21 protein-coding genes and 3 tRNA genes are annotated in these 19,287 nt (G+C 68.7%); 12 read left to right on the plus strand and 12 right to left on the minus strand.

Going from position 1 to position 19,287, the window contains the following annotated elements; genetic code table 11:
- Positions 1-7 precede the first annotated feature (7 nt).
- A tRNA-Leu gene (locus ABCS02_RS26690) sits at positions 8-91 on the minus strand.
- Positions 92-246: 155 nt separating this feature from the next.
- Here ABCS02_RS26690 and ABCS02_RS26695 point away from each other — a divergent pair.
- The 7 genes from ABCS02_RS26695 to pknB all read left to right on the plus strand — a co-directional run bounded on the left by ABCS02_RS26695 (position 247) and on the right by pknB (position 9,162).
- Entirely contained in the window at positions 247-960 is a 714-nt protein-coding gene (locus tag ABCS02_RS26695) for a DUF3662 and FHA domain-containing protein (RefSeq protein WP_345838742.1), read from the plus strand.
- Positions 957-1,550, plus strand: a complete 594-nt coding sequence (locus ABCS02_RS26700) for an FHA domain-containing protein (protein WP_345838743.1) — start codon at positions 957-959, stop codon at positions 1,548-1,550. The genes ABCS02_RS26695 and ABCS02_RS26700 overlap by 4 nt, the downstream gene beginning before the upstream one ends.
- Positions 1,551-1,553: 3 nt before the next feature.
- Positions 1,554-2,801: a PP2C family serine/threonine-protein phosphatase gene (locus tag ABCS02_RS26705; protein WP_345838744.1), complete on the plus strand. Its 1,248-nt coding sequence runs from the start codon at positions 1,554-1,556 to the stop codon at positions 2,799-2,801.
- Positions 2,785-4,182, plus strand: a complete 1,398-nt coding sequence (locus ABCS02_RS26710) for an FtsW/RodA/SpoVE family cell cycle protein (RefSeq protein ID WP_345838745.1) — start codon at positions 2,785-2,787, stop codon at positions 4,180-4,182. Before ABCS02_RS26705 ends, ABCS02_RS26710 begins: the two co-directional genes overlap by 17 nt.
- A gap of 3 nt (positions 4,183-4,185) precedes the next feature.
- Positions 4,186-5,640, plus strand: coding sequence for a penicillin-binding protein 2 (locus tag ABCS02_RS26715; RefSeq protein ID WP_345838746.1), 1,455 nt, complete (start codon positions 4,186-4,188; stop codon positions 5,638-5,640).
- Positions 5,637-7,352 carry a serine/threonine protein kinase gene (locus ABCS02_RS26720; RefSeq protein ID WP_345838747.1) on the plus strand — a complete coding sequence of 572 codons (1,716 nt, stop codon included), beginning with the start codon at positions 5,637-5,639 and terminating at the stop codon, positions 7,350-7,352. The genes ABCS02_RS26715 and ABCS02_RS26720 overlap by 4 nt, the downstream gene beginning before the upstream one ends.
- 115 nt (positions 7,353-7,467) lie before the next feature.
- Positions 7,468-9,162: a Stk1 family PASTA domain-containing Ser/Thr kinase gene (gene pknB / locus ABCS02_RS26725; protein WP_345838748.1), complete on the plus strand. Its 1,695-nt coding sequence runs from the start codon at positions 7,468-7,470 to the stop codon at positions 9,160-9,162.
- A gap of 14 nt (positions 9,163-9,176) precedes the next feature.
- Here pknB and ABCS02_RS26730 read toward each other — a convergent pair whose 3' ends face one another.
- From ABCS02_RS26730 to ABCS02_RS26740, 3 genes are read right to left on the minus strand one after another with little or no spacing between them, the layout of a single operon-like run.
- The gene (locus ABCS02_RS26730) at positions 9,177-9,815 is read right to left on the minus strand and encodes a gamma-glutamyl-gamma-aminobutyrate hydrolase family protein (RefSeq protein ID WP_345838749.1); all 639 of its coding nucleotides are present in this window, start codon (positions 9,813-9,815) and stop codon (positions 9,177-9,179) included.
- The gene (locus tag ABCS02_RS26735) at positions 9,812-9,970 is read right to left on the minus strand and encodes a hypothetical protein (RefSeq protein WP_345838750.1); all 159 of its coding nucleotides are present in this window, start codon (positions 9,968-9,970) and stop codon (positions 9,812-9,814) included. The genes ABCS02_RS26730 and ABCS02_RS26735 overlap by 4 nt, the downstream gene beginning before the upstream one ends.
- A 3-nt stretch (positions 9,971-9,973) precedes the next feature.
- Positions 9,974-10,780 (minus strand): class E sortase, encoded by an 807-nt coding sequence (locus ABCS02_RS26740; RefSeq protein ID WP_345838751.1) that lies wholly within the window; start codon positions 10,778-10,780, stop codon positions 9,974-9,976.
- A 108-nt stretch (positions 10,781-10,888) separates the two neighbouring features.
- On the opposite strand from ABCS02_RS26740, the gene ABCS02_RS26745 reads away from it, so the two are divergent.
- Complete coding sequence (locus ABCS02_RS26745; protein ID WP_179604135.1) at positions 10,889-11,149, plus strand: cell division protein CrgA; 261 nt, start codon at positions 10,889-10,891, stop codon at positions 11,147-11,149.
- A gap of 179 nt (positions 11,150-11,328) precedes the next feature.
- Here the strand turns inward: ABCS02_RS26745 and ABCS02_RS26750 are convergent, their stop codons facing one another.
- Entirely contained in the window at positions 11,329-12,186 is an 858-nt protein-coding gene (locus ABCS02_RS26750) for a rhomboid family intramembrane serine protease (protein ID WP_345838752.1), read from the minus strand.
- 27 nt (positions 12,187-12,213) lie between these two features.
- Entirely contained in the window at positions 12,214-12,753 is a 540-nt protein-coding gene (locus ABCS02_RS26755) for a peptidylprolyl isomerase (RefSeq protein WP_345838753.1), read from the minus strand.
- A 124-nt stretch (positions 12,754-12,877) separates the two neighbouring features.
- Between ABCS02_RS26755 and ABCS02_RS26760 the strand changes: the two genes are divergently transcribed.
- Positions 12,878-13,432 carry a hypothetical protein gene (locus ABCS02_RS26760; RefSeq protein WP_345838754.1) on the plus strand — a complete coding sequence of 185 codons (555 nt, stop codon included), beginning with the start codon at positions 12,878-12,880 and terminating at the stop codon, positions 13,430-13,432.
- A gap of 83 nt (positions 13,433-13,515) precedes the next feature.
- Entirely contained in the window at positions 13,516-13,719 is a 204-nt protein-coding gene (locus ABCS02_RS26765; RefSeq protein WP_345838755.1) for a PspC domain-containing protein, read from the plus strand.
- A gap of 7 nt (positions 13,720-13,726) precedes the next feature.
- Here the strand turns inward: ABCS02_RS26765 and ABCS02_RS26770 are convergent, their stop codons facing one another.
- Positions 13,727-14,164 (minus strand): NUDIX hydrolase, encoded by a 438-nt coding sequence (locus tag ABCS02_RS26770; RefSeq protein ID WP_345838756.1) that lies wholly within the window; start codon positions 14,162-14,164, stop codon positions 13,727-13,729.
- A gap of 48 nt (positions 14,165-14,212) precedes the next feature.
- On the opposite strand from ABCS02_RS26770, the gene ABCS02_RS26775 reads away from it, so the two are divergent.
- Complete coding sequence (locus tag ABCS02_RS26775) at positions 14,213-15,076, plus strand: DNA-formamidopyrimidine glycosylase family protein (RefSeq protein ID WP_345838757.1); 864 nt, start codon at positions 14,213-14,215, stop codon at positions 15,074-15,076.
- Between the two features lie 9 nt (positions 15,077-15,085).
- Here ABCS02_RS26775 and ABCS02_RS26780 read toward each other — a convergent pair whose 3' ends face one another.
- A complete protein-coding gene (locus ABCS02_RS26780) occupies positions 15,086-15,517 on the minus strand; it encodes a rhodanese-like domain-containing protein (protein WP_345838758.1) in 432 nt (143 codons plus the stop codon).
- A gap of 93 nt (positions 15,518-15,610) precedes the next feature.
- Between ABCS02_RS26780 and ABCS02_RS26785 the strand changes: the two genes are divergently transcribed.
- Positions 15,611-16,075 (plus strand): Lrp/AsnC family transcriptional regulator, encoded by a 465-nt coding sequence (locus ABCS02_RS26785; protein WP_345838759.1) that lies wholly within the window; start codon positions 15,611-15,613, stop codon positions 16,073-16,075.
- A 5-nt stretch (positions 16,076-16,080) separates the two neighbouring features.
- Here ABCS02_RS26785 and ABCS02_RS26790 read toward each other — a convergent pair.
- The 4 genes from ABCS02_RS26790 to gyrA form a co-directional block, all read right to left on the minus strand.
- Positions 16,081-16,153: transfer RNA gene (locus ABCS02_RS26790), tRNA-Ala, on the minus strand.
- Between the two features lie 25 nt (positions 16,154-16,178).
- Positions 16,179-16,255, minus strand: a tRNA-Ile gene (locus tag ABCS02_RS26795).
- A 66-nt stretch (positions 16,256-16,321) separates the two neighbouring features.
- Positions 16,322-16,735, minus strand: a complete 414-nt coding sequence (locus ABCS02_RS26800; RefSeq protein ID WP_345838760.1) for a DUF3566 domain-containing protein — start codon at positions 16,733-16,735, stop codon at positions 16,322-16,324.
- The gene (gene gyrA, locus ABCS02_RS26805) at positions 16,725-19,283 is read right to left on the minus strand and encodes a DNA gyrase subunit A (protein WP_345838762.1); all 2,559 of its coding nucleotides are present in this window, start codon (positions 19,281-19,283) and stop codon (positions 16,725-16,727) included. The genes ABCS02_RS26800 and gyrA overlap by 11 nt, the downstream gene beginning before the upstream one ends.
- Between the last annotated feature and the right edge of the window lie 4 nt (positions 19,284-19,287).

The following is a 19,287-nucleotide window of genomic DNA, read 5'->3' on the forward strand; positions in this document are numbered from 1 at the left end:
CCGTTCGTGCGCGAGGGGGGACTTGAACCCCCACGCCCTTTCGAGCACTGGCACCTGAAGCCAGCGCGTCTGCCAATTCCGCCACTCGCGCGAACCCAGGAAGACTAACACGACAGCGCGTCCGACAACGAATCCGTCCGCACTCCCTGAGGACGATCTTCACCTGTGAGGCAGCCGTGCGGGGGTGTCTTCCAGGGGGTTCCGACTAACATGCATGTAGCTGGCCAAGCCGGGAGCGGGAGACTAGTGGGCATTCTGGACAACTTCGAGCGGGGGCTCGAGCGCGCCGTCAACGGCGCGTTCGCGAAGACCTTCCGTTCCGGGCTGCAGCCCGTGGAGCTCACCAGCGCCATCCGCAAGGAGATGGACACCAAGGCGGCCGTCGTCTCCCGGGACCGCGTCCTGGCGCCCAACCGCTTCGTCCTGAGGATGTCGGCCGCCGACTACACGCGCATGAGCGCCATGGGCGCAGCGCTCACCGACGAGCTCGTGTCGTTCGCCCAGAAGCACGCCACCAGCCAGCACTACGCGTTCGCCGGCGGCCTCTCCATCGACCTCCGGGAGGACCCCGACATCAGCGTGGGGATGCTCCAGATCGACTCCGAGAACGTCAAGGGCGACGTCGCCTGGACGCCGGTGCTCGACATCGACGGCCGGCACTACCCGCTCACGGGGGGCCGCACGGTCGTCGGCCGCGGGCAGGACGCCGACATCACGGTCGACGACACCGGCATCTCGCGCCGGCACGTCATGATCACCTGGGACGGCCACCGCGCCCAGGTGGAGGACCTCGGCTCCACCAACGGATCGAAGCTGAACGGGCAGCCGGTGAAGAAGGCGATCCTCGAACCCGACTCCGTCGTCACCATCGGACGCACCCGCATCGTCTTCCGGGTGCTCCCGCAGGCGGCGCCCTCCCCCGGCTCCGCGCAGGGCGACAACTTCTGGAGCACCTCGTGAACCCGAGTGAGCTCACCCTCCTGGTGCTGCGGTTCGGCTTCCTGCTGTTGCTGTGGCTGTTCGTGTTCGGCATCGTCTACGCCCTCCGCACCGACCTGTTCGGCCAGCGCGTGCGCAAGCTCCCGGAGTCGCAGGCGGCCGCGTCGCCGTTCCCGACCCCGGCAGCCGCTCCCGCTCCGGCCCCCGCCCCAGTCCCCGTGCCGGCCGGCCCGACCGAGCCGGTCATGCAGCACGCGCCCGTCTCCAACCTCCCGGCCGGCGCCAACACCGCAGCGGGCGGTACGAAGGCCAGCGTGCAGACGGCCCACCGCCTGGTCCTCACCTCCGGACCGCGCGCCGGCACGGAGCTCGCGCTCGGGCGCGACCCCATCACCATCGGCCGGTCCAGCGAGTCCGGGCTGGTCATCCGCGACGACTACACCTCCACCCACCACGCCCGCCTGCTCCTGTGGAACGACGAGTGGATGATCCAGGATCTGGACTCGACCAACGGCACCTTCCTCGACGGCCGCCGCGTCACCGTCCCGACCCAGGTCCCGCTCGACACCCCGATCAAGATCGGGACGACCACATTCGAGCTGCGACGGTAACCCGTGGCAGGCAATCGGGCAGCGGCCGTCTCCCACGTCGGGAAGATCCGCTCGAACAACCAGGACTCCGGCTATGCCGGTCATGAGCTGTTCGTGGTGGCCGACGGCATGGGCGGCCATGCCGGCGGAGACGTCGCCAGCGCGATCGCGGTCAACCGCATCAAGGAGGCCGACGGCGAGTACGAGACGGCGACGGAGGCGGAGTTCGCCCTCCAGTCCGCGCTGATCGCCGCCAACTCGCTGCTCGCCGAGACCGTCTTCGAGCATCCCGAGCTCACCGGGATGGGCACCACCGTCAGCGCGCTGATGCGGGTCGGCGACGAGATGGCCATCGCCCACATCGGCGACTCCCGTATCTACCTCTTCCGCGACGGCGAGCTCAGCCAGGTCTCGGTCGACCACACCTTCGTGCAGCGGCTGGTCGACAGCGGCCGCATCACGGAGGAGGAGGCGATGGTCCACCCGCGCCGTTCCGTGCTGATGCGCGTGCTCGGCGACGTCGACGCCTCCCCCGAGATCGACACCCTCATCCTCGCGACGCGGCCCGGCGACCGCTGGCTGATCTGCTCGGACGGGCTCAGCGGCGTCGTGAAGCACGACGACCTCCTCGCGGCCCTCGCCACGCGCGACGCGCCTAAGCAGGTCGCGGAGAAGCTCCTCAAGCAGAGCCTCGACGCCGGCGCTCCCGACAACGTCACGGTCGTGATCCTCGACATCGCGGACGTCGCCCGCGGCGACGTCGTGAAGGAGCCGGTCACGGTCGGCTCGGCGTCGGCCCCCCTCCAGTTCGGCGAGCCCAAGCCCGCCACCCGCGCCACGCGCCTCCCGACCCTCCGCCTCCACCCGGTGCGGCCCGCCACCGGCCCGACGCACTTCGAGCCGCAGTCGGACGACTACTACGACGAGCTGATCGAGGAGGACGAGCGCCGAGCGCGCCGCCGCCGGCTCACCTGGATGATCGGGCTGGCGGTGCTCGTCGTCGCGATCGTGCTCGCGGTGCTCTTCGGGTACCAGTGGACCCAGTCCCGGTTCTTCGTCGGCTCCTCGCCCGCCGGCAAGGTCGCCATCTACCAGGGCGTGCAGCAGAACCTCGGGCCGATCGTGCTCTCGCATGTGTACGAGGAGTCCGACGTGACGGTGAAGAGCCTCCCGCAGTACGACAAGCAGCTCGTGCAGCAGACCATCAACGCGGACGACCTGGCGGCCGCCCGCGCGATCGTGGACCAGTTGACCGATGCCGCAAAACAGTAGCGTGAGCGAGCGGAAGCAGGCCAGGCCGGCCACCGGCCCGGTCAAGCGGCTGCGCCTGCCCGCCAAGCAGCGGAACCTCGAGCTGCTCCTCCTGATCCTCGCCTGCGGCATCAACGCCGCGGCGGTCGTCCTCGTGCAGCTCGGCGCCCTGGGCCACTTGGACCTCACGCTCGTCTACCTCGGCGCCGGCCTGTCCGCGCTGGTGCTCGGGATGCACATCGCATTGCGGATCGTCGCCCCGCAGGCCGACCCGTTCCTGCTGCCGATCGCCACGGTCCTGACCGGCATCGGGATCGCGGAGATCTACCGGATCGACATCCACTTCAAGGACGCCGGCTGGGCCAGCGCGGGCGTCAAGCAGATCGCCTGGGCCGCCATCGCCATCGTGTGCGCCATCGCGGTCATCGTCGTCATCCGCAACCACCGCGTGCTGCAGCGCTACACCTACATCTTCGGCCTGGCCGCGCTCGTGCTGCTGCTCCTGCCGATGCTGCCGGGCATCGGCAAGGAGATCTACGGCGCCCGCGTCTGGATCGGCATCGGCCCGTTCAGCTTCCAGCCGGGCGAGCTCGCCAAGCTGTGCCTCGCGATCTTCTTCGCCGGCTACCTGGTGCAGGCCAGGGACTCGCTCTCGATGGTGGGCAAGAAGTTCCTCGGCATCCGCTTCCCGCGCGCCCGCGACCTCGGCCCGCTGCTCATCGTGTGGCTGATGTCGATGGCCGTCATCGTCTTCCAGCGCGACCTCGGCACCGGCCTCCTGATCTTCGGGCTGTTCCTCGTGATGGTGTACGTCGCCACCGCACGGATCAGCTGGGTCATCCTCGGCCTGGTGCTGATCGTCGGCGGCGCCGTGGTCGCGAGCCAGCTCCTCCCGTACGTGCACGACCGCTTCGCGAACTGGCTCGACCCGTTCTCCCAGAAGGTCTACGACGCCCAGGGCGGCAGCTTCCAGCTCGTCCAGGGCCTCTTCGGCCTCGCGCACGGCGGCCTGATCGGCACCGGGCTCGGCCAGGGCCAGCCGTGGGTCACCCCGGTGTCCCAGAGCGACTACATCATCGCGAGCCTCGGCGAGGAGCTCGGTCTCGCCGGCCTGTTCGCGATCTTCGCGCTGTACCTGGTCTTCGTCGCGCGCGGTCTGCGGATCGGTTTCGCCGGCCAGGACGACTTCGGCAAGCTCCTCGCGGTGGGACTGTCGTTCACTGTCGGCCTGCAGTGCTTCATCGTCATCGGCGGCGTGACGCGCGTGATCCCGCTGACCGGTCTGACGACGCCGTTCCTCGCGGCGGGAGGCTCCTCCCTGGTGGCCAACTGGATCATCGTCGCGCTGCTGCTGCGGCTCTCCGACACTGTCCGCAACCAACCCCGTCTGGTGGTGAGCTGAACGATGAATCGCGAGATCAAGCGGGTCAGCACGATCGTGCTGGTGATGTTCCTGGCGCTCCTGGTGTCCACGTCGATCCTGCAGGCGTTCCAGGCGGACAGCCTGGCCGCCGACGCGCGGAACACCCGGGCGCGGAACGACAGCTATGCGGCCCAGCGCGGCGCGATCCTCGTCGCGGGCCAGCCGGTCGCACAGTCCGTGCCCTCCAACGACGTCTACAAGTGGCAGCGCGAGTACAGCAACGGGCCGCTGTACTCGGCCGTGACCGGCTTCTACCCGGTCAACGGCGAGGCGACCGGCCTGGAGGGCGCCCTCGACGACCGGCTGTCCGGCACCTCCAACTCGCAGTTCTTCGAGCGGATCAACTCGATCCTGACCGGCAAGAACCCGCAGGGCGCGACGGTCGAGACGACGATCGACCCGAAGGCGCAGCAGGCGGCCTGGGATGCGCTCGGAAACTACCAGGGCGCGGTCGTGCTGCTGGAGCCGAAGACCGGCAAGATCCTCGCGATGGTGTCGAAGCCCACCTACGACCCGAACGTCCTGGCCTCCCACGACACCGCTGCCGTCAACGCGGCCTACCAGCAGCTCCTCGGCACCTCGGGCAGCCCGCTCACCAACCGCACCATCGGCGGCAACCTCAACCCGCCCGGCTCCACGTTCAAGCCTGTGATGAGCGCCGCGGCCTTCGGGACGGGCCAGTACACCAAGGACAGCCAGCTCCCGAACGTGGCCTCGCTCCCGCTCCCCGGCTCCCCGACCGTCGTCAAGAACGACTCGCTGACCACCTGCGGCCCCGGCGCGACGGTGTCGATCGCGACCGCGCAGATCCTCTCCTGCAACATCCCGTTCGCCGAGCTCGGGATGCAGCTGCAGCCGCAGGTCATCAAGGACCAGGCCGACAAGTTCGGCTTCAACCAGTCTCTGAGCATCCCGATCCCGGTCGAGAAGAGCGTCTACCCGCTCTACACCGACCCGGCGGAGCGGGCGCTCGGCTCGTTCGGGCAGAAGGACGACCGCGCGACCCCGCTGCAGATGGCGATGGTGTCGGCCGCGGTCGCGAACGGCGGCAAGCTGATGACGCCGAACCTGGTCGACTCGATCCGCTCGTCGGATCTGCAGCCGATCGAGACGTTCCAGCCCCAGCAGTTCTCGCAGCCGATGAGCCAGCAGAACGCCGACACCATCAAGCAGATGATGGTCGACGGCGTCGATCACGGTGTGGCGAGCAATGCAAGAATAGACGGGGTCGAGGTCGGCGGTAAGACGGGGACGGCGCAGAACGGGGCGAACGACCCGTACACGCTGTGGTTCACCGGGTTCGCACCGGCGAACGACCCTCAGTTCGCTGTTGCGGTAGTCGTTGAAAATGGCGGTGGACGCGGTCAGGACGGCACGGGTAACTCCATCGCCGCGCCGATCGCGAAAAAAGTACTAGAGGCGGTGCTGAATAAATGAGACCCACAGCAGGGCTCACCTTCGGAGGACGTTACGAGCTGCAGTCGCGCATCGCGATCGGCGGCATGGGCGAGGTCTGGCAGGCGACCGATCTGGTCATCGGCCGCACCGTCGCGATCAAGATCCTCAAGGACGAGTACCTCGGCGACCCCGGCTTCCTCGAGCGCTTCCGCGCGGAGGCCAGGCACGCCGCGCTCGTCAACCACGAAGGCATCGCGAACGTCTACGACTACGGCGAGGAGGAGGGCAGCGCCTTCCTCGTGATGGAGCTGGTGCCCGGTGAGGCGCTCTCCACCATCCTCGAGCGCGAGCACGTGCTCAGCACCGACCGCACCCTCGACATCGTCGCGCAGACCGCCGCCGCACTGCACGCCGCACACGCCGCCGGGCTGGTCCACCGCGACATCAAGCCGGGCAACCTCCTGATCACGCCGGACGGCCGGGTCAAGATCACCGACTTCGGCATCGCCCGCATCGCCGACCAGGTCCCGCTCACCGCCACGGGCCAGGTCATGGGGACGGTGCAGTACCTGTCGCCCGAGCAGGCGTCCGGCCACCCGGCATCGCCGACCACCGACATCTACTCGCTCGGCATCGTCGCCTACGAGTGCCTCGCGGGCCGCCGGCCGTTCACCGGCGAGTCGCAGGTCGCCATCGCGATGGCGCAGATCAACGAGGCCCCGCCGGAGCTGCCGGCCACGGTCTCCGAGCCGGTCCGCAACCTCGTCTTCGCCTGCATCGCCAAGAACCCCGCCGACCGTCCGGCCTCGGCTGCGCACCTGGCGCGTGCGGCGCAGGCCCTGCGCCGCGGCGACATCCGTGCCGCGGCCGCCTCGGTGCCCGCCGTGCTCGGCGCCGCGGTCGCCGCCGACGCCGCGACCGTGCTGATGACCTCCCCCAACGTCGCCCCGACCCAGGCCACCAGCGTGCTGCCCGCCGCGGCCGCCGGCGCCGCGGTCACGGAGGAGGAGACCGAGGAGCCGGTCGAGGAGAAGAAGCGCAGCCCGTGGACCTGGCCGCTCATCGCCCTCATCGCGCTCCTGGCGCTGGTCCTGATCGGGACGATCATCGCGCTGCTCGCGCAGCCCAAGACCCCGGTCGCGACGACGACCACGACGCCGCCGGTCGTCCACACCACCCCGCCGGCCTCGCCGACTCCGTCGCCCACCCCGACCAGCACGACGGTGCAGATCAGCGAGGGCGACTATCTCGGCCTGACCGCCGACCAGGCCAGGCAGAAGCTCCAGGGCGTCGGGATGGTCGCCGACGTGCAGACCGGCTCGGCGGCGTCCTCCGCGGGCCAGGTCAACACGGTGTACTCGGTCAACCCGACCGGCCCGGTGCAGAAGGGCACGACGATCACGGTCAAGGTGTACGGACCGGTGACGCCGATCCCGACGCCGAGCGACACGGTCTCGGCCAACCCGCCGTCCGGCCAGGGGGCGGCCAACTCGCAGATCACGGTGTCATTCGGCTCGGCGACCTGCCCGGCGGGCCAGAACCTCACCGGGCGCCGCCTGTTCGTCAACGGGCAGCCGCAGGCCCCGGTCAACGACTCCAAGTTCACCTGGTCGCCGACGGCAGCGGGCAACTACACGCTCAGCTACTCGATCTTCTGCAACCAGGGCGAGTCCGTGGAGTCCGCCCAGTCGCCCACGACCCCGTACACGGTGGTGCCCGCCAACGGCTCGACCGCCCTCCCGTCGCCGTAAACGCAGCCGCGCCGCACGGACGACGTCCGGTCTGCCCCCACCCGGGGGAGACATCCAGAGTCGGACCGCTACACTATCCGGAGCCACCAGCCCACCACCCGAAAAGGAGCCCGTCTTGAGCCCAGATAGCCGCCTGCTCGCAGGCCGATATCAGGTGGGCGAACTCGTCGGGCGTGGCGGCATGTCCGACGTGCACCGCGGGACGGACACCCGGCTGGGCCGCACGGTCGCCATCAAGCTGCTCAAGCCGTCCCTGGCCACCGATCCGGCGTTCCGCACGCGCTTCCGCCAGGAGGCCCAGGCCGCGGCGCGGATGACGCACCCGACCATCGTGCGGGTGTTCGACGCGGGTGAGGAGACGGTCCGCGAGCCGAACGGGCACGAGGCGCAACTCCCCTTCATCGTGATGGAGTACGTCGACGGCGTTCTTCTGAAAGATCTCATCAAGCGTGGCCCGCTGGAGGTCGCTGAAGCGGTCCGGATCACCGAGGGCATCCTGACGGCCCTCGAGTACTCGCACCGCGCGGGCGTGGTGCACCGCGACATCAAGCCGGGCAACGTCATGATCACGACGACCGGCCAGGTCAAGGTGATGGACTTCGGCATCGCCCGCGCCATCAGCGACTCCTCTGCCACGGTCGCGCAGACGACCGCGGTGCTCGGCACCGCCAGCTACTTCTCGCCCGAGCAGGCCAAGGGCGAGACGGTTGACGCCCGCACCGACCTCTACTCGACCGGCGTCGTCCTGTTCGAGATGCTGACCGGCCGGCCGCCGTTCCGCGGCGACACCCCGGTCGCCGTCGCCTACCAGCACGTCAGCGAGACGGCCGTCGCGCCGAGCACAGTGAACCCCAAGGTCTCGCCGGCGATGGACACCGTGGTCGCCCGCGCCCTCACCAAGGACCGCTTCGAGCGCTACCAGACGGTCGCCGACTTCCGTCACGACTTGGAGGAGGCCGCCGCAGGGCGCGTCCCCGTCCACAAGCAGCCCGACGAGTTCTCCGAGACGCTCTTCGGGGCGCCGCCGAGCTCGGTCTCCGGCCCCGAAGCAGCGTTCCGCCAGCTCGCGGAGGACCAGACGATGGTCCGCACGCAGCGCCGCCCACCGGTCATCTGGATCTGGGCCGGCATCGCCGTGATGGCGGTGGTCATCGTCGCCGTGCTCGCCTGGGTGCTGCGGATCGGACCGAGCACGACCATGCCGGACAGCTCCCGCCAGGTGCCCAACCTGTCCGGGCAGACGCTCGACAAGGCCACGAAGCAGCTGGAGGACCTCAAGCTCAAGTGGACGCAGTCCACGGAGGCCAGCTCGACCTACGCGCAGGGTCAGGTCATCCGCACCGACCCGGCCGCCGGGATCGTGGTGGCCACCGGCGACACGATCAACGTCTTCGTGTCCACGGGCAAGAAGGCCGTCTCCGTCCCCGACCTGACCAACATGACGCAGGACGCCGCGAAACAGGCGCTGACGGCGGCCGGACTCACCCTCGGCCCGGTCACGACCCAGAACTCGGCGACCGTGCCGGCCAACGTCGTCATCCAGACCGCGCCCGCGGCCGGGAGCAACGCCCACGAGGGCGATGCCATCGCGCTCACGGTCTCCAGCGGCAAGGTTACACTGACCGACCTCACCGGCCAGTCCCTGCCCGCGGCGACCTCGCTGCTCCAGCAGCTCGGGCTGACAGCCGATCCGAAGGCCGACGCCACCTGCAAGCAGAACAGCGGTGCTCCGCTGGTGCACACGCAGACGGTCGCGCCGGGCGACGTGCCCCAGGGGAGCACCGTCGGCCTCACCTACTGCTCGGGCTGACCGAGCGCGGAGCCTCAGCCCAGCTTGACGAGCGGGTTGAGCGACCGGGACGCCTCCGCGGCGCCGGCGAGACCGGCCTTCTCCAGCCAGTTGCCGAGCATCCGGTAGCCGCCCTCGGTGAGCACCGACTCCGGGTGGAACTGCACGCCGTAGATCGGCGCGGTCGTGTGCTGCAGCGCCATGATCACGCCGCCGGCCGTGCGCGCCGTGATGACGAGCTCGTCGGGGAGGGTGCCGTCCACGACCGCCAGCGAGTGGTAGCGCGTCGCCGTGAACGGCTGCGGCACGCCGTCGAACAGCAGGCTGTCGTCATGCTCGACCTGCGACGTCTTGCCATGCATCAGCTCCTCGGCGTTGGTGACCACACCGCCGAACGCCTCCGCGATCGCCTGATGCCCGAGGCAGACCCCGAGCAGCGGCTTCCCGGCCTGCAGCGCGAGCTCCACGACCGGGATGGACACCCCGGCGTCGGCCGGCTTGCCCGGCCCGGGCGACACCAGCACCGCGTCGAACTCCGCCACGCGCGCCGGCAGGTCCTCGATCGCGATGTCGTCGTTGCGCACGACCTCGGTCTCGGCGCCGAGCTCACGCAGGTAGCCGTTGAGCGTGTAGACGAAGCTGTCGTAGTTGTCGATGACGAGTACGCGGGTCACGGCCCAACGGTACCTTCCTGTGGTCCGAGGAGCGAATCCACCCACGGGAACACCCAGGTCACCAGTGCCCACAGCACCACCGCGAACAGGACCACCAGGATGACGATGCGCAGCCACACCGGCCCGGGGAGGATGCGCCACAGTGCTCCGTACATGGGTCAGCCTCCCGTCACCGCGGCGCGGATCTCGTTCGGAACGTCCTGCGTGGGCTGGTAGCCCGCGTAGACGCTGTAGGCGATCAGCCGCTCGCCCGCATGGAACGGCGGATTGCAGGTCGTGATCGTCATGAGCCTGTCGATCGGCTGGACGTCGGGATGGTGCGGCACCGACGCGATCACCTGCACCTGCGTGGGCTGCACGTACTCGAAGTTGCGGAAGACGTAGGTGTACCAGCCGTCCTTGGTCTGCACGTAGATACGGTCGCCGAGGTGCAGCTTGGACAGGTCGATGAAGGTGTTGCCCCAGCCCGAGTCGTGGCCGGCGACGGCGAAGTTGCCGACCTCCCCCGGCATGGCCGTGCCGGAATAGTGCCCGACGCCCGCGGTGTAGCTGTTGAGGACCTTCTCGACGTCGACGGTCTCGCGGATCGTGCGCTTCCAGTCCGGCCCGAGGCGCGGGATGTAGATCACGGCGAACGGCTCGTATTCCGCGGGCTGCGCCATCACGGGCGGGTCGACCGCTTCCGGAGACGACGGGTCCGTCGGGGTGGGCCGCGGCGCCTTGATCGCGTCGTCGATCCACTTCTTGCTCTGCTCCTCCGCCGCCGAGGTCTGCTGGCCCGACAGGACGAGGTTGTTCCACCACACCTGCCAGCCGAGGAAGAGGCCGACCAGCACTCCGGCCGTGATGAGCAGCTCACCGATGACGGTGAGGACCACCTCGCCGGCGCTGCGCTTGCGACGGGGAGGCCGGGCCGCGCGGCGCGAGCCGGCGCGGTGGCGCTCAGGCTCGGCGGGCTCGGTCATATGACACATTCTAAGCGGGGGCGAGCCCCGCCAAACCGGGTGTTTCCCGGGAACTGCACGCCTGCATCGCCACGAACGTTCAGACCGCTCCCGCTACACTTGTGTGCTATGGCACGCACCAAGTCCAAGACCAAGCTCGAGCGCTCCGCCCGTCCCGAGCGCAGCTCGGCCGCAACCGGCGAGGACGCCCCCAACCCCGTCTGGTTCAAGCCCGTCATGTTCGGCTTCATGCTGCTCGGGCTCATCTGGATCATCGTCTTCTACGTCAGCCAGAACCAGTACCCGATCCCGGCCCTCGGCGCCTGGAACATCCTGGTCGGCTTCGGGATCGCCTTCATCGGCTTCCTGATGACGACCCGCTGGCGCTGACCGCGTCCTCGCCCGCATTCCTCCACTTATCCACAGCACTTCTCCCCACAGCTCACAGCCCCGCAGTCGGCTTCTCCCCAGTGTTAATAAGCCTGTGGAGAGTTACACCGGTGTAATTATCCCCACTGTTAATAAGGCTGTGGATAACTTATCCACGCGTTGTGGGGAAGTGCCCGGCGTCAGACGAAGTGCAGCAGGCTCGCGCCCACGAGCACTACGCACAGCACCACGATGAGCGGGGTCTGCCAGCGGCGCCGCGACGGCATGCGCGTCTCGACGTAGATCAGCCCGGCCAGGGCACCCCCGACGAGACCGCCGACGTGCGCCTGCCACGCGATGTTCATGCCCGGCAGGAAGCCGATCGCGAGGTTGAGGCCGACCAGCACCAGGATCTGCATCCCGTTGCCGCCGAGCCGGCGCTGGATGATGAAGAAGGCGCCCAGCATGCCGAAGATCGCTCCGGACGCGCCGATGACCGGCTGGTTGGCCGGAGAGAGCAGCAGCACGCCGAGCGAGCCGGCGAACCCGCTGATCAGGAACAGCGTGAGGAAGCGCGCCCGGCCGAGGACCGGCTCCAGTGCCATCCCGAAGATCCACAGCGTGTACATGTTGAGCGCGATGTGGATGATGTTCGCGTGCAGGAAGACCGAGGTCAGCATCCGCCACGGCTCGAAGGCGAGCGCCGGCGACAGCGAGTGGGTCGGGTACGAGTAGGCGCCGGCGTAGAGCAGCGAGTTCGTGACCTGATTTCCGATCACGGGCAGGTTCTGCAGGATGAACACCACGACGCAGATGCCGATGATCGCGTACGTGACAACAGGCGCGCCGGGGCCCGTCAGCCGGGACACCCATGGCGAGCGGGTGCGCGGCGCGGTGGCGCGCTGCTGCGCCATGCACTCCGGGCAGATCACTCCCACCGCGGCGGGAGTCTGGCACTCACCGCAGATCGCGCGCCCGCAGCGCTGGCAGCGCACATGGCTGACGCGATCGGGATGCCGGTAGCAGACGCTCGCCGGAGCGTCGACGGGCTGAGACATGGTTCCCTCTCCGCCCTCCAGCAGAACTCAGGCCTGGTCGATCTCGACCGACTCGATCACCACGTCGTCGAGGGGACGGTCGCGGGCGTCGGTCGGCAGCTCGGCGAGCTTGTCGACGATCTTGCGGGACGCGTCGTCCGCGACCTCGCCGAAGATCGTGTGCTTGCCCTGCAGCCACGTGGTGGGCGCCACCGTGATGAAGAACTGCGAGCCGTTCGTGCCGCGGCCGCCCTGGACGCCGGCGTTGGCCATCGCGAGGATGTACGGCTGGGTGAAGTCGAGCTCGGGGTTGATCTCGTCGTCGAACTGGTAGCCGGGCCCGCCGATGCCCTGACCGAGCGGGTCGCCGCCCTGGATCATGAAGCCGGGGATGATGCGGTGGAAGACCACGCCGTCGTAGAGCGGCTTGTTGGTCTTCTCGCCGGAGCCGGGGTGCGTCCACTCGATCTCACCGGTCGCGAGGCCCACGAAGTTACGGACCGTCTTCGGAGCGTGGTTGCCGAAGAGGTTGACCTTGATGTCTCCGTAGTTAGTGTGGAGCGTGGCGACAGCGGTGTGCTTAGACATGCCACTAATTCTTGCACAGGGCCCAGTTGGGTTTCGGGAGCGCACTTCGGCTCTCGGGCCATCCTCAGGGCTTTCGGTGGCAAGATGGAGTCAGTTCGCCCAGCCGACGCAATGGAGGTCCAGAATGAGCCTGACACGGAAGCGCCAGAAGGAGCTCGACCGTCTGCGGAGTGACGCGCAGGAGCTGTGGGGGCAGCAGCAGGAAGTGATCGCGAACGCCAACGCTTTGGCCGCCGCCGCCCGCAAGCAGGCCGCGCACTACTCGCGTGAGGAGCTCGCCCCGCGGGTGCGCGAGGGCTACGACTCGTACGTCCGTCCCGTTGCCCAGACGGCCAAGGACTCTGCCGGCCGGTATGCGGGGGTCGCCCGCGATCGCCTCGTCGGCGACGTGATCCCGGCCGTCGGCACCGCCGTCGGAACCGCGCTCTCGGTGGTCGACCACGCGCGGGCCGCTCGCAGCGCCGCCTTCGCCGGTGATTTCACCAAGGCGCGCAAGGAGATCACCAAGAAGGCCTCCGCGGCCTCCCGCAACTCGGGCCCGGGTGTCGGCACGGTCATCGCGGTCGGCCTGGGCGTCATCGCGGCAGCGGGCCTGCTCTACGCGGTCTGGCAGACCTTCCGCGCGGACGACGAGCTCTGGGTCGCCGACGAGGAACCCACGACTCCCGCCGCGGAGTAGTCCTTCCGCGGACGGCCGACCCCAGGGTCGAATCGGGGGTTTCCCCGATGGCGCTCCGGTCTCGTGATGACGAGGCTGGAGCCATGAACACTCTGCAACGACCCCTCGACGGCCGCATCCTCGGCGGCGTCTGCGCCGGACTGGCCGACCGTTTCAGTCTGAAGCCGCTGACGGTACGACTGCTCTTCCTGCTGTCCCTGCTGCTGCCTGGACCGCAGTTCATCGCCTACATCGCGATGTGGATCATCATCCCGTCCGAGCAGCGCTCCGTGACCCGGGTCGCCTGACCGCGGCTCAGCGCTGCGGACGGGCCAGGTCGCCGAGACCGGCCATGCGCAGTGCGACGTCGACCAGGTCGACCCGCCGGTTCGGGATGCTGGCCAGCGCGAACCACGCGGCCTCGTCCGTCGTCCCGTCGAGCTCGTTCCTCAGGCTCCCGCCGGTGACGGTCGCGCGGTAGACGATCCGGAGCGCGTGCAGCGGCCCGGCCTCCGGGACGAAGCGCGCCTCGGCGGGGACGATCTTCGAGTCGATGCCGAGCAGCTCGTCCGCCCGCGCCTCGAAGCCCGTCTCCTCCTCGATCTCGCGCACGACCGCGTCGAGCGGGTCCTCGCCGGGCTCGATCCCGCCGCCGGGCAGTGTCCACCCGGAGCGGCCGCCCTCGTTCCAGTGCGCGAGCAGGATGCGCGGCCCGTCCACGATGACGCCGTAGGCGGCGACCCTGATGTCCATTCCGACACCCTACTGCCGCTCGTCGGTGGAGAGCGGCAGTATGGGGTGGTGCCCGAACTGCCGGAAGTCACCGCCCTCGCCGCCGACCTGGGCGAGCGGCTGACCGGTCGCGTCATCGACCGGCTCAGCATCGTCGCGTTCTCCGCGCTGAAGACGTTCGACCCCCCGCCCGAGGCGCTGAAGGGGCTGACGATCACCGGGGTCAGCCGCCACGGCAAGTTCCTCGACATCGCGGCCGGCGACCTCCACGTCGTCATCCATCTCGCGCGTGCCGGCTGGATCCGCTGGCGCGAGACTCCCCCGCCCCCGCCGACCGGGAGGCCCAGCAGGGGACCACTGGCTGCACGCCTGGTGCTCGACGACGGCTCCGGCCTGGACATCACCGAGGCCGGCACGAAGAAGAGCCTCGCCATCTCCATCGTCCACGACCCGGCGGAGGTGCCCGGCGTCGCCCGCCTCGGCCCTGACCCGCTCGACGCGGCGTTCACGCGGGACGCGTTCGCCGCCATCCTCGCCGGACAGGGCCGCGCGCAGATCAAGGGCGTGCTGCGCAACCAGGCCCTGATCGCCGGAATCGGCAACGCCTACTCCGACGAGATCCTGCACGTCGCGAAGATGTCCCCCTTCAAGCCCGCCTCGATGAGCGCGGAGGAGGTCGACCGCCTCTACGCCGCGCTCGAGGAGACGCTGCACGAGGCCCTCGCCCGCTCGGAGGGCCTGGCCGCGTCGGAGCTGAAGAGCGAGAAGAAGTCGGGGATGCGCGTCCACGGCCGCACCGGCCAACCCTGCCCGGTGTGCGGCGACACGATCCGGCAGGTGATCTTCGCGGACTCCACGCTGCAGTACTGTCCGACGTGCCAGACCGGAGGGAAGCCGCTGTCGGATCGGGTGCTGTCGCGGTTGCTCAAGTAGGCCAGCGCCTCAGCACGCGCAGCTCACCGCACCCACCGGCGCGGTCAGCGGATCCGCCGCGCGCTCCACAGGCCCGTGCTCGTCCTCGACCGGGAGGCCCTCCCGCGCCCAGTACTCGAAGCCGCCGATGAGCTCGCGCACCTCGTAGCCCAGCAGACTGAACGCGAGGGCGGCACGGGTCGCTCCGTTGCAGCCTGGGCCCCAGCAGTAGACCACCACGGGCAGGTCGAGCGGCACGAGCGCACCGGCTCGCACGGCGATCTCCGCCGTCGGGAGGTGGACAGCTCCGGCGATCCGGCCCTGCGCCCACGCCGCATCGCCACGGCTGTCGATCAGCGTGAAGCGCTCCCCCGCCACCTGCGCGGCGCGCACGTCGGAGGGGTCGGTCTCGAAGCGGAGCTTCGCCGCGAAGTGCTGCGCGGCCTCGGAGGTCGTCGTCATGAACACAACAGTAGGGAGGTCGAAGCGTGATTTGAACAGGCGATCCACGGCATTCGACCTCCCTGGCCGTGAATTGCGTGCCAGAATCCCCTCATGACCGCGAATCCACCATTCATCGCCGACGGAGTCGATCGCGCCCTCCTCGCCGAGCTCCAGCGCGACGGCCGGCAGTCGATCGCAGAGCTCGCCCGCACCGTCCACATGTCGAACAGTGCGGTCGCCGAACGCGTTCGGAGGTTGGAGGAAGCGGGCGTGGTCTCGGGCTATCGCGCCGTCGTGGACCCGGAGCGATTGGGCTACGGGATCCTCGCGTTCCTGCGGCTGCGCTACCCGAGCAGTCAGTACACGCCACTGCACGACCTGCTCGCAGCCACGCCGGAGGTCGTGGAGGCCTACCACGTCACGGGAGACGACTGCTTCATCCTGAAGGTCGTCGCGACCTCGATGCGCCACCTCGAACAGGTGTCCGGCACGATCGGGACCCTCGGCAGCGTGACCACGAGTATCGCGTACTCGAGCACCGTGCCGATGAGGCCTATCGCCCCTCCGAGTGAATAAGACTGTGGAGCCTAGGAGATTCGAACTCCTGACATCCTGCTTGCAAAGCAGGCGCTCTACCAACTGAGCTAAGGCCCCGGGAGATGGTGTCCGTCACGACACATGGTGGGGATACGAGGACTTGAACCTCGGACCTCTTCGTTATCAGCGAAGCGCTCTAACCGCCTGAGCTATATCCCCGAATGGGCAACAGATAAGAGGGTACCTGATCTGAGCCCGGATGGTGAAATCGAGCGCCGGCCGCGCTCAGTTGTTGGTGAAGCCCACGAGCAGACCGCCCGTGATCTTGACCGACAGGTTGTAGAGCAGCGCGAACACGGCGCCGAGAGCGGTCACCACGACGATGTCGAGGATGCCCACCACCAGCGAGAAGCCCATGACCTGGCCGAGGCCGAGCACGGAGCGGAGGTCGCCGCCGCTCGCGCCGGAGACGTCCTTCACCAGGCCGTTGAGCTGGTCGAAGATGCCGGTGCGGTCGAGGACGGTCCAGATCAGGAAGGTGCCGACGATCGCGATGATCGCCAGGCAGATGCCTGCGAGGAACGAGAGCTTCACAGTCGACCAGAAGTCGATGTAGACGAGCTTCAGTCGCACCTGCTTGGCGGACGTGGGTCGTCGTGTCGACTTCCTCGCGAGTTTCTCGGCGACGCTACTGCTCATCTACGGCTTCATCCTTCCCGGCACGACCGGTTTCATCGTCGGCTACCGATTCTGCATCGGCTTCCTGGGAATCCAGGTTGCGCTCGGTGTTCTTCGCCAGAGCGATGATCTTGTCCGTCTCGGCGAATCGTGCAAAAACGACACCCATAGTGTCTCGGCCCTTGGCGGGTACCTCGGCCACGGCAGAGCGTACCACCTTGCCGCTGGCAAGAACCACCAGGACCTCGTCGTCCTCGTCGACGATGAGAGAACCCACCAGATCCCCTCGGTCGTCGCTCAGTTTGGCGACCTTGATGCCCAGTCCGCCGCGGTTCTGGAGGCGGTACTGGTCGGCCGAGGTGCGCTTGGCATAGCCTCCCTCGGTCACGACGAAGACGTAGCCCTCGTCGGAGACGACGGCCGCATCGAGCAGACTGTCGTCGCCGCGGAAGTGCATCCCGATCACGCCGGAGGTGGAGCGGCCCATCGGCCGCAGCGCCTCGTCGGTTGCTGTGAATCGGATCGACATGCCCTTGCGGGAGACGAGCAGGAGGTCGGAGTCCTCCTCGACCAGCAGCGCCGAGACGAGCTCGTCGTCCTCGCGGAGCTTGATCGCGATGATGCCGCCGGAGCGGTTGGTGTCGTACTCCTCCAGCGCGGTCTTCTTGATGAGGCCGTCGCGGGTGGCGAGCACCAGGTACTGCGCGGCCTTGTAGTCGCGGATGTCCAGGATCTCCGCGATCTCCTCGTCCGGCTGCATGGCGAGCAGGTTCGCGACGTGCTGGCCCTTCGCGTCGCGGCCGGCCTCCTGCACCTCGTACGCCTTGGCGCGGTAGACGCGGCCCTTGTTCGTGAAGAAGAGGAGCCAGTGGTGCGTCGTCGTCACGAAGAAGTGGTCGACCACGTCCTCGCCGCGGAGCTGGGCGCCCTTGACGCCCTTGCCGCCGCGGTGCTGGCTGCGGTAGTTGTCACTGCGCGTGCGCTTGATGTAGCCGCCGCGGGTGACCGTGACCACCATCTCCTCTTCGGGGATGAGGTCCTCGACGCTCATGTCGCCGTCGAAGCCGAACATGATCTCGGTGCGGCGGTCGTCGCCGAAGCGGTCCACGATCTCGGTGAGCTCCTCGCTCACGATCGTGCGCTGACGGGTCGGGTCTTCGAGGATCGCCTTGAGGTCGAGGATCTCCAGCTCGATCTGGTCGTGCTCCTCGATGATCTTCTGGCGCTCCAGGGCGGCGAGGCGGCGCAGCTGCATCGCGAGGATCGCGTCGGCCTGGACGTCGTCCACGTCGAGCAGGCTCTTCAGGCCGTCACGCGCGTCCTCCACGGTCGCGGACCGGCGGATGAGCGCGATGACCTCGTCCAGCGCGTCGAGCGCCTTGAGGTAGCCGCGCAGGATGTGGGCCCGCTCCTCTTTCTTACGGAGGCGGAAACGGGTGCGGCGCACGATGACGTCGATCTGGTGCTCGACCCACGCGGTGATGAAGCCGTCTAGGGCGAGCGTGCGCGGCACGTTGTCCACGATCGCCAGCATGTTGGCGCCGAAGTTCTCCTGCAGCTGGGTGTGCTTGTAGAGGTTGTTCAGCACGACCTTCGCGACCGCGTCGCGCTTGAGGACGATCACGAGGCGCTGACCGGTGCGGCCCGAGGTCTCGTCGCGGATGTCGGCGATGCCGCCGACGCGGCCGTCCTTGACCAGCTCCGCGATCTTGATCGCCAGGTTGTCCGGGTTCACCTGGTACGGCAGCTCGGTGACAACCAGGCACACGCGGCCCTGGAGCTCCTCGATGCTCACGACGGCGCGCATCGTGATCGAGCCGCGGCCGGTGCGGTAGGTGTCCTGGATGCCCTTGACGCCGAGGATCTGCGCGCCGGTCGGGAAGTCCGGGCCCTTGATCCGCTTGATCAGCTCTTCCAGCAGCTCCTCGCGCGAGGCCTCCGGGTTGGCCAGGTGCCAGAGGGCACCGTCGGCGACCTCCCGGAGGTTGTGCGGCGGGATGTTCGTGGCCATGCCGACCGCGATGCCGACCGAGCCGTTGACCAGCAGGTTCGGGAAGCGGCTCGGGAGGACGGCCGGCTCCTGGGTGCGGCCGTCGTAGTTGTCCTGGAAGTCGACGGTCTCCTCGTCGATGTCCCTGACCATCTCCAGCGCCAGCGGGGCCATCTTGGTCTCGGTGTACCGCGGGGCCGCGGCGCCGTCGTTGCCCGGGGAGCCGAAGTTGCCCTGGCCGAGCGCGAGCGGGTAGCGGAGGCTCCACGGCTGCACGAGGCGCACGAGCGCGTCGTAGATGGCGGAGTCACCGTGCGGATGGAACTGCCCCATCACGTCGCCGACGACGCGGGCGCACTTCGAGAACGCCTTGTCCGGCCGGTAGCCGCCGTCGAACATCGCGTAGATCACGCGCCGGTGGACCGGCTTCAGGCCGTCGCGCACCTCGGGCAGCGCGCGCCCGACGATGACGCTCATCGCGTAGTCGAGGTACGACCGCTGCATCTCCGACTGCAGGTCGACCTGGTCGATCTTGCCGTGGATGCCGAAGCTCTCGCCGGTGGGGGTCTCGTCCGTCACAGTG

Source organism: Microbacterium sp. X-17, from assembly GCF_039615055.1.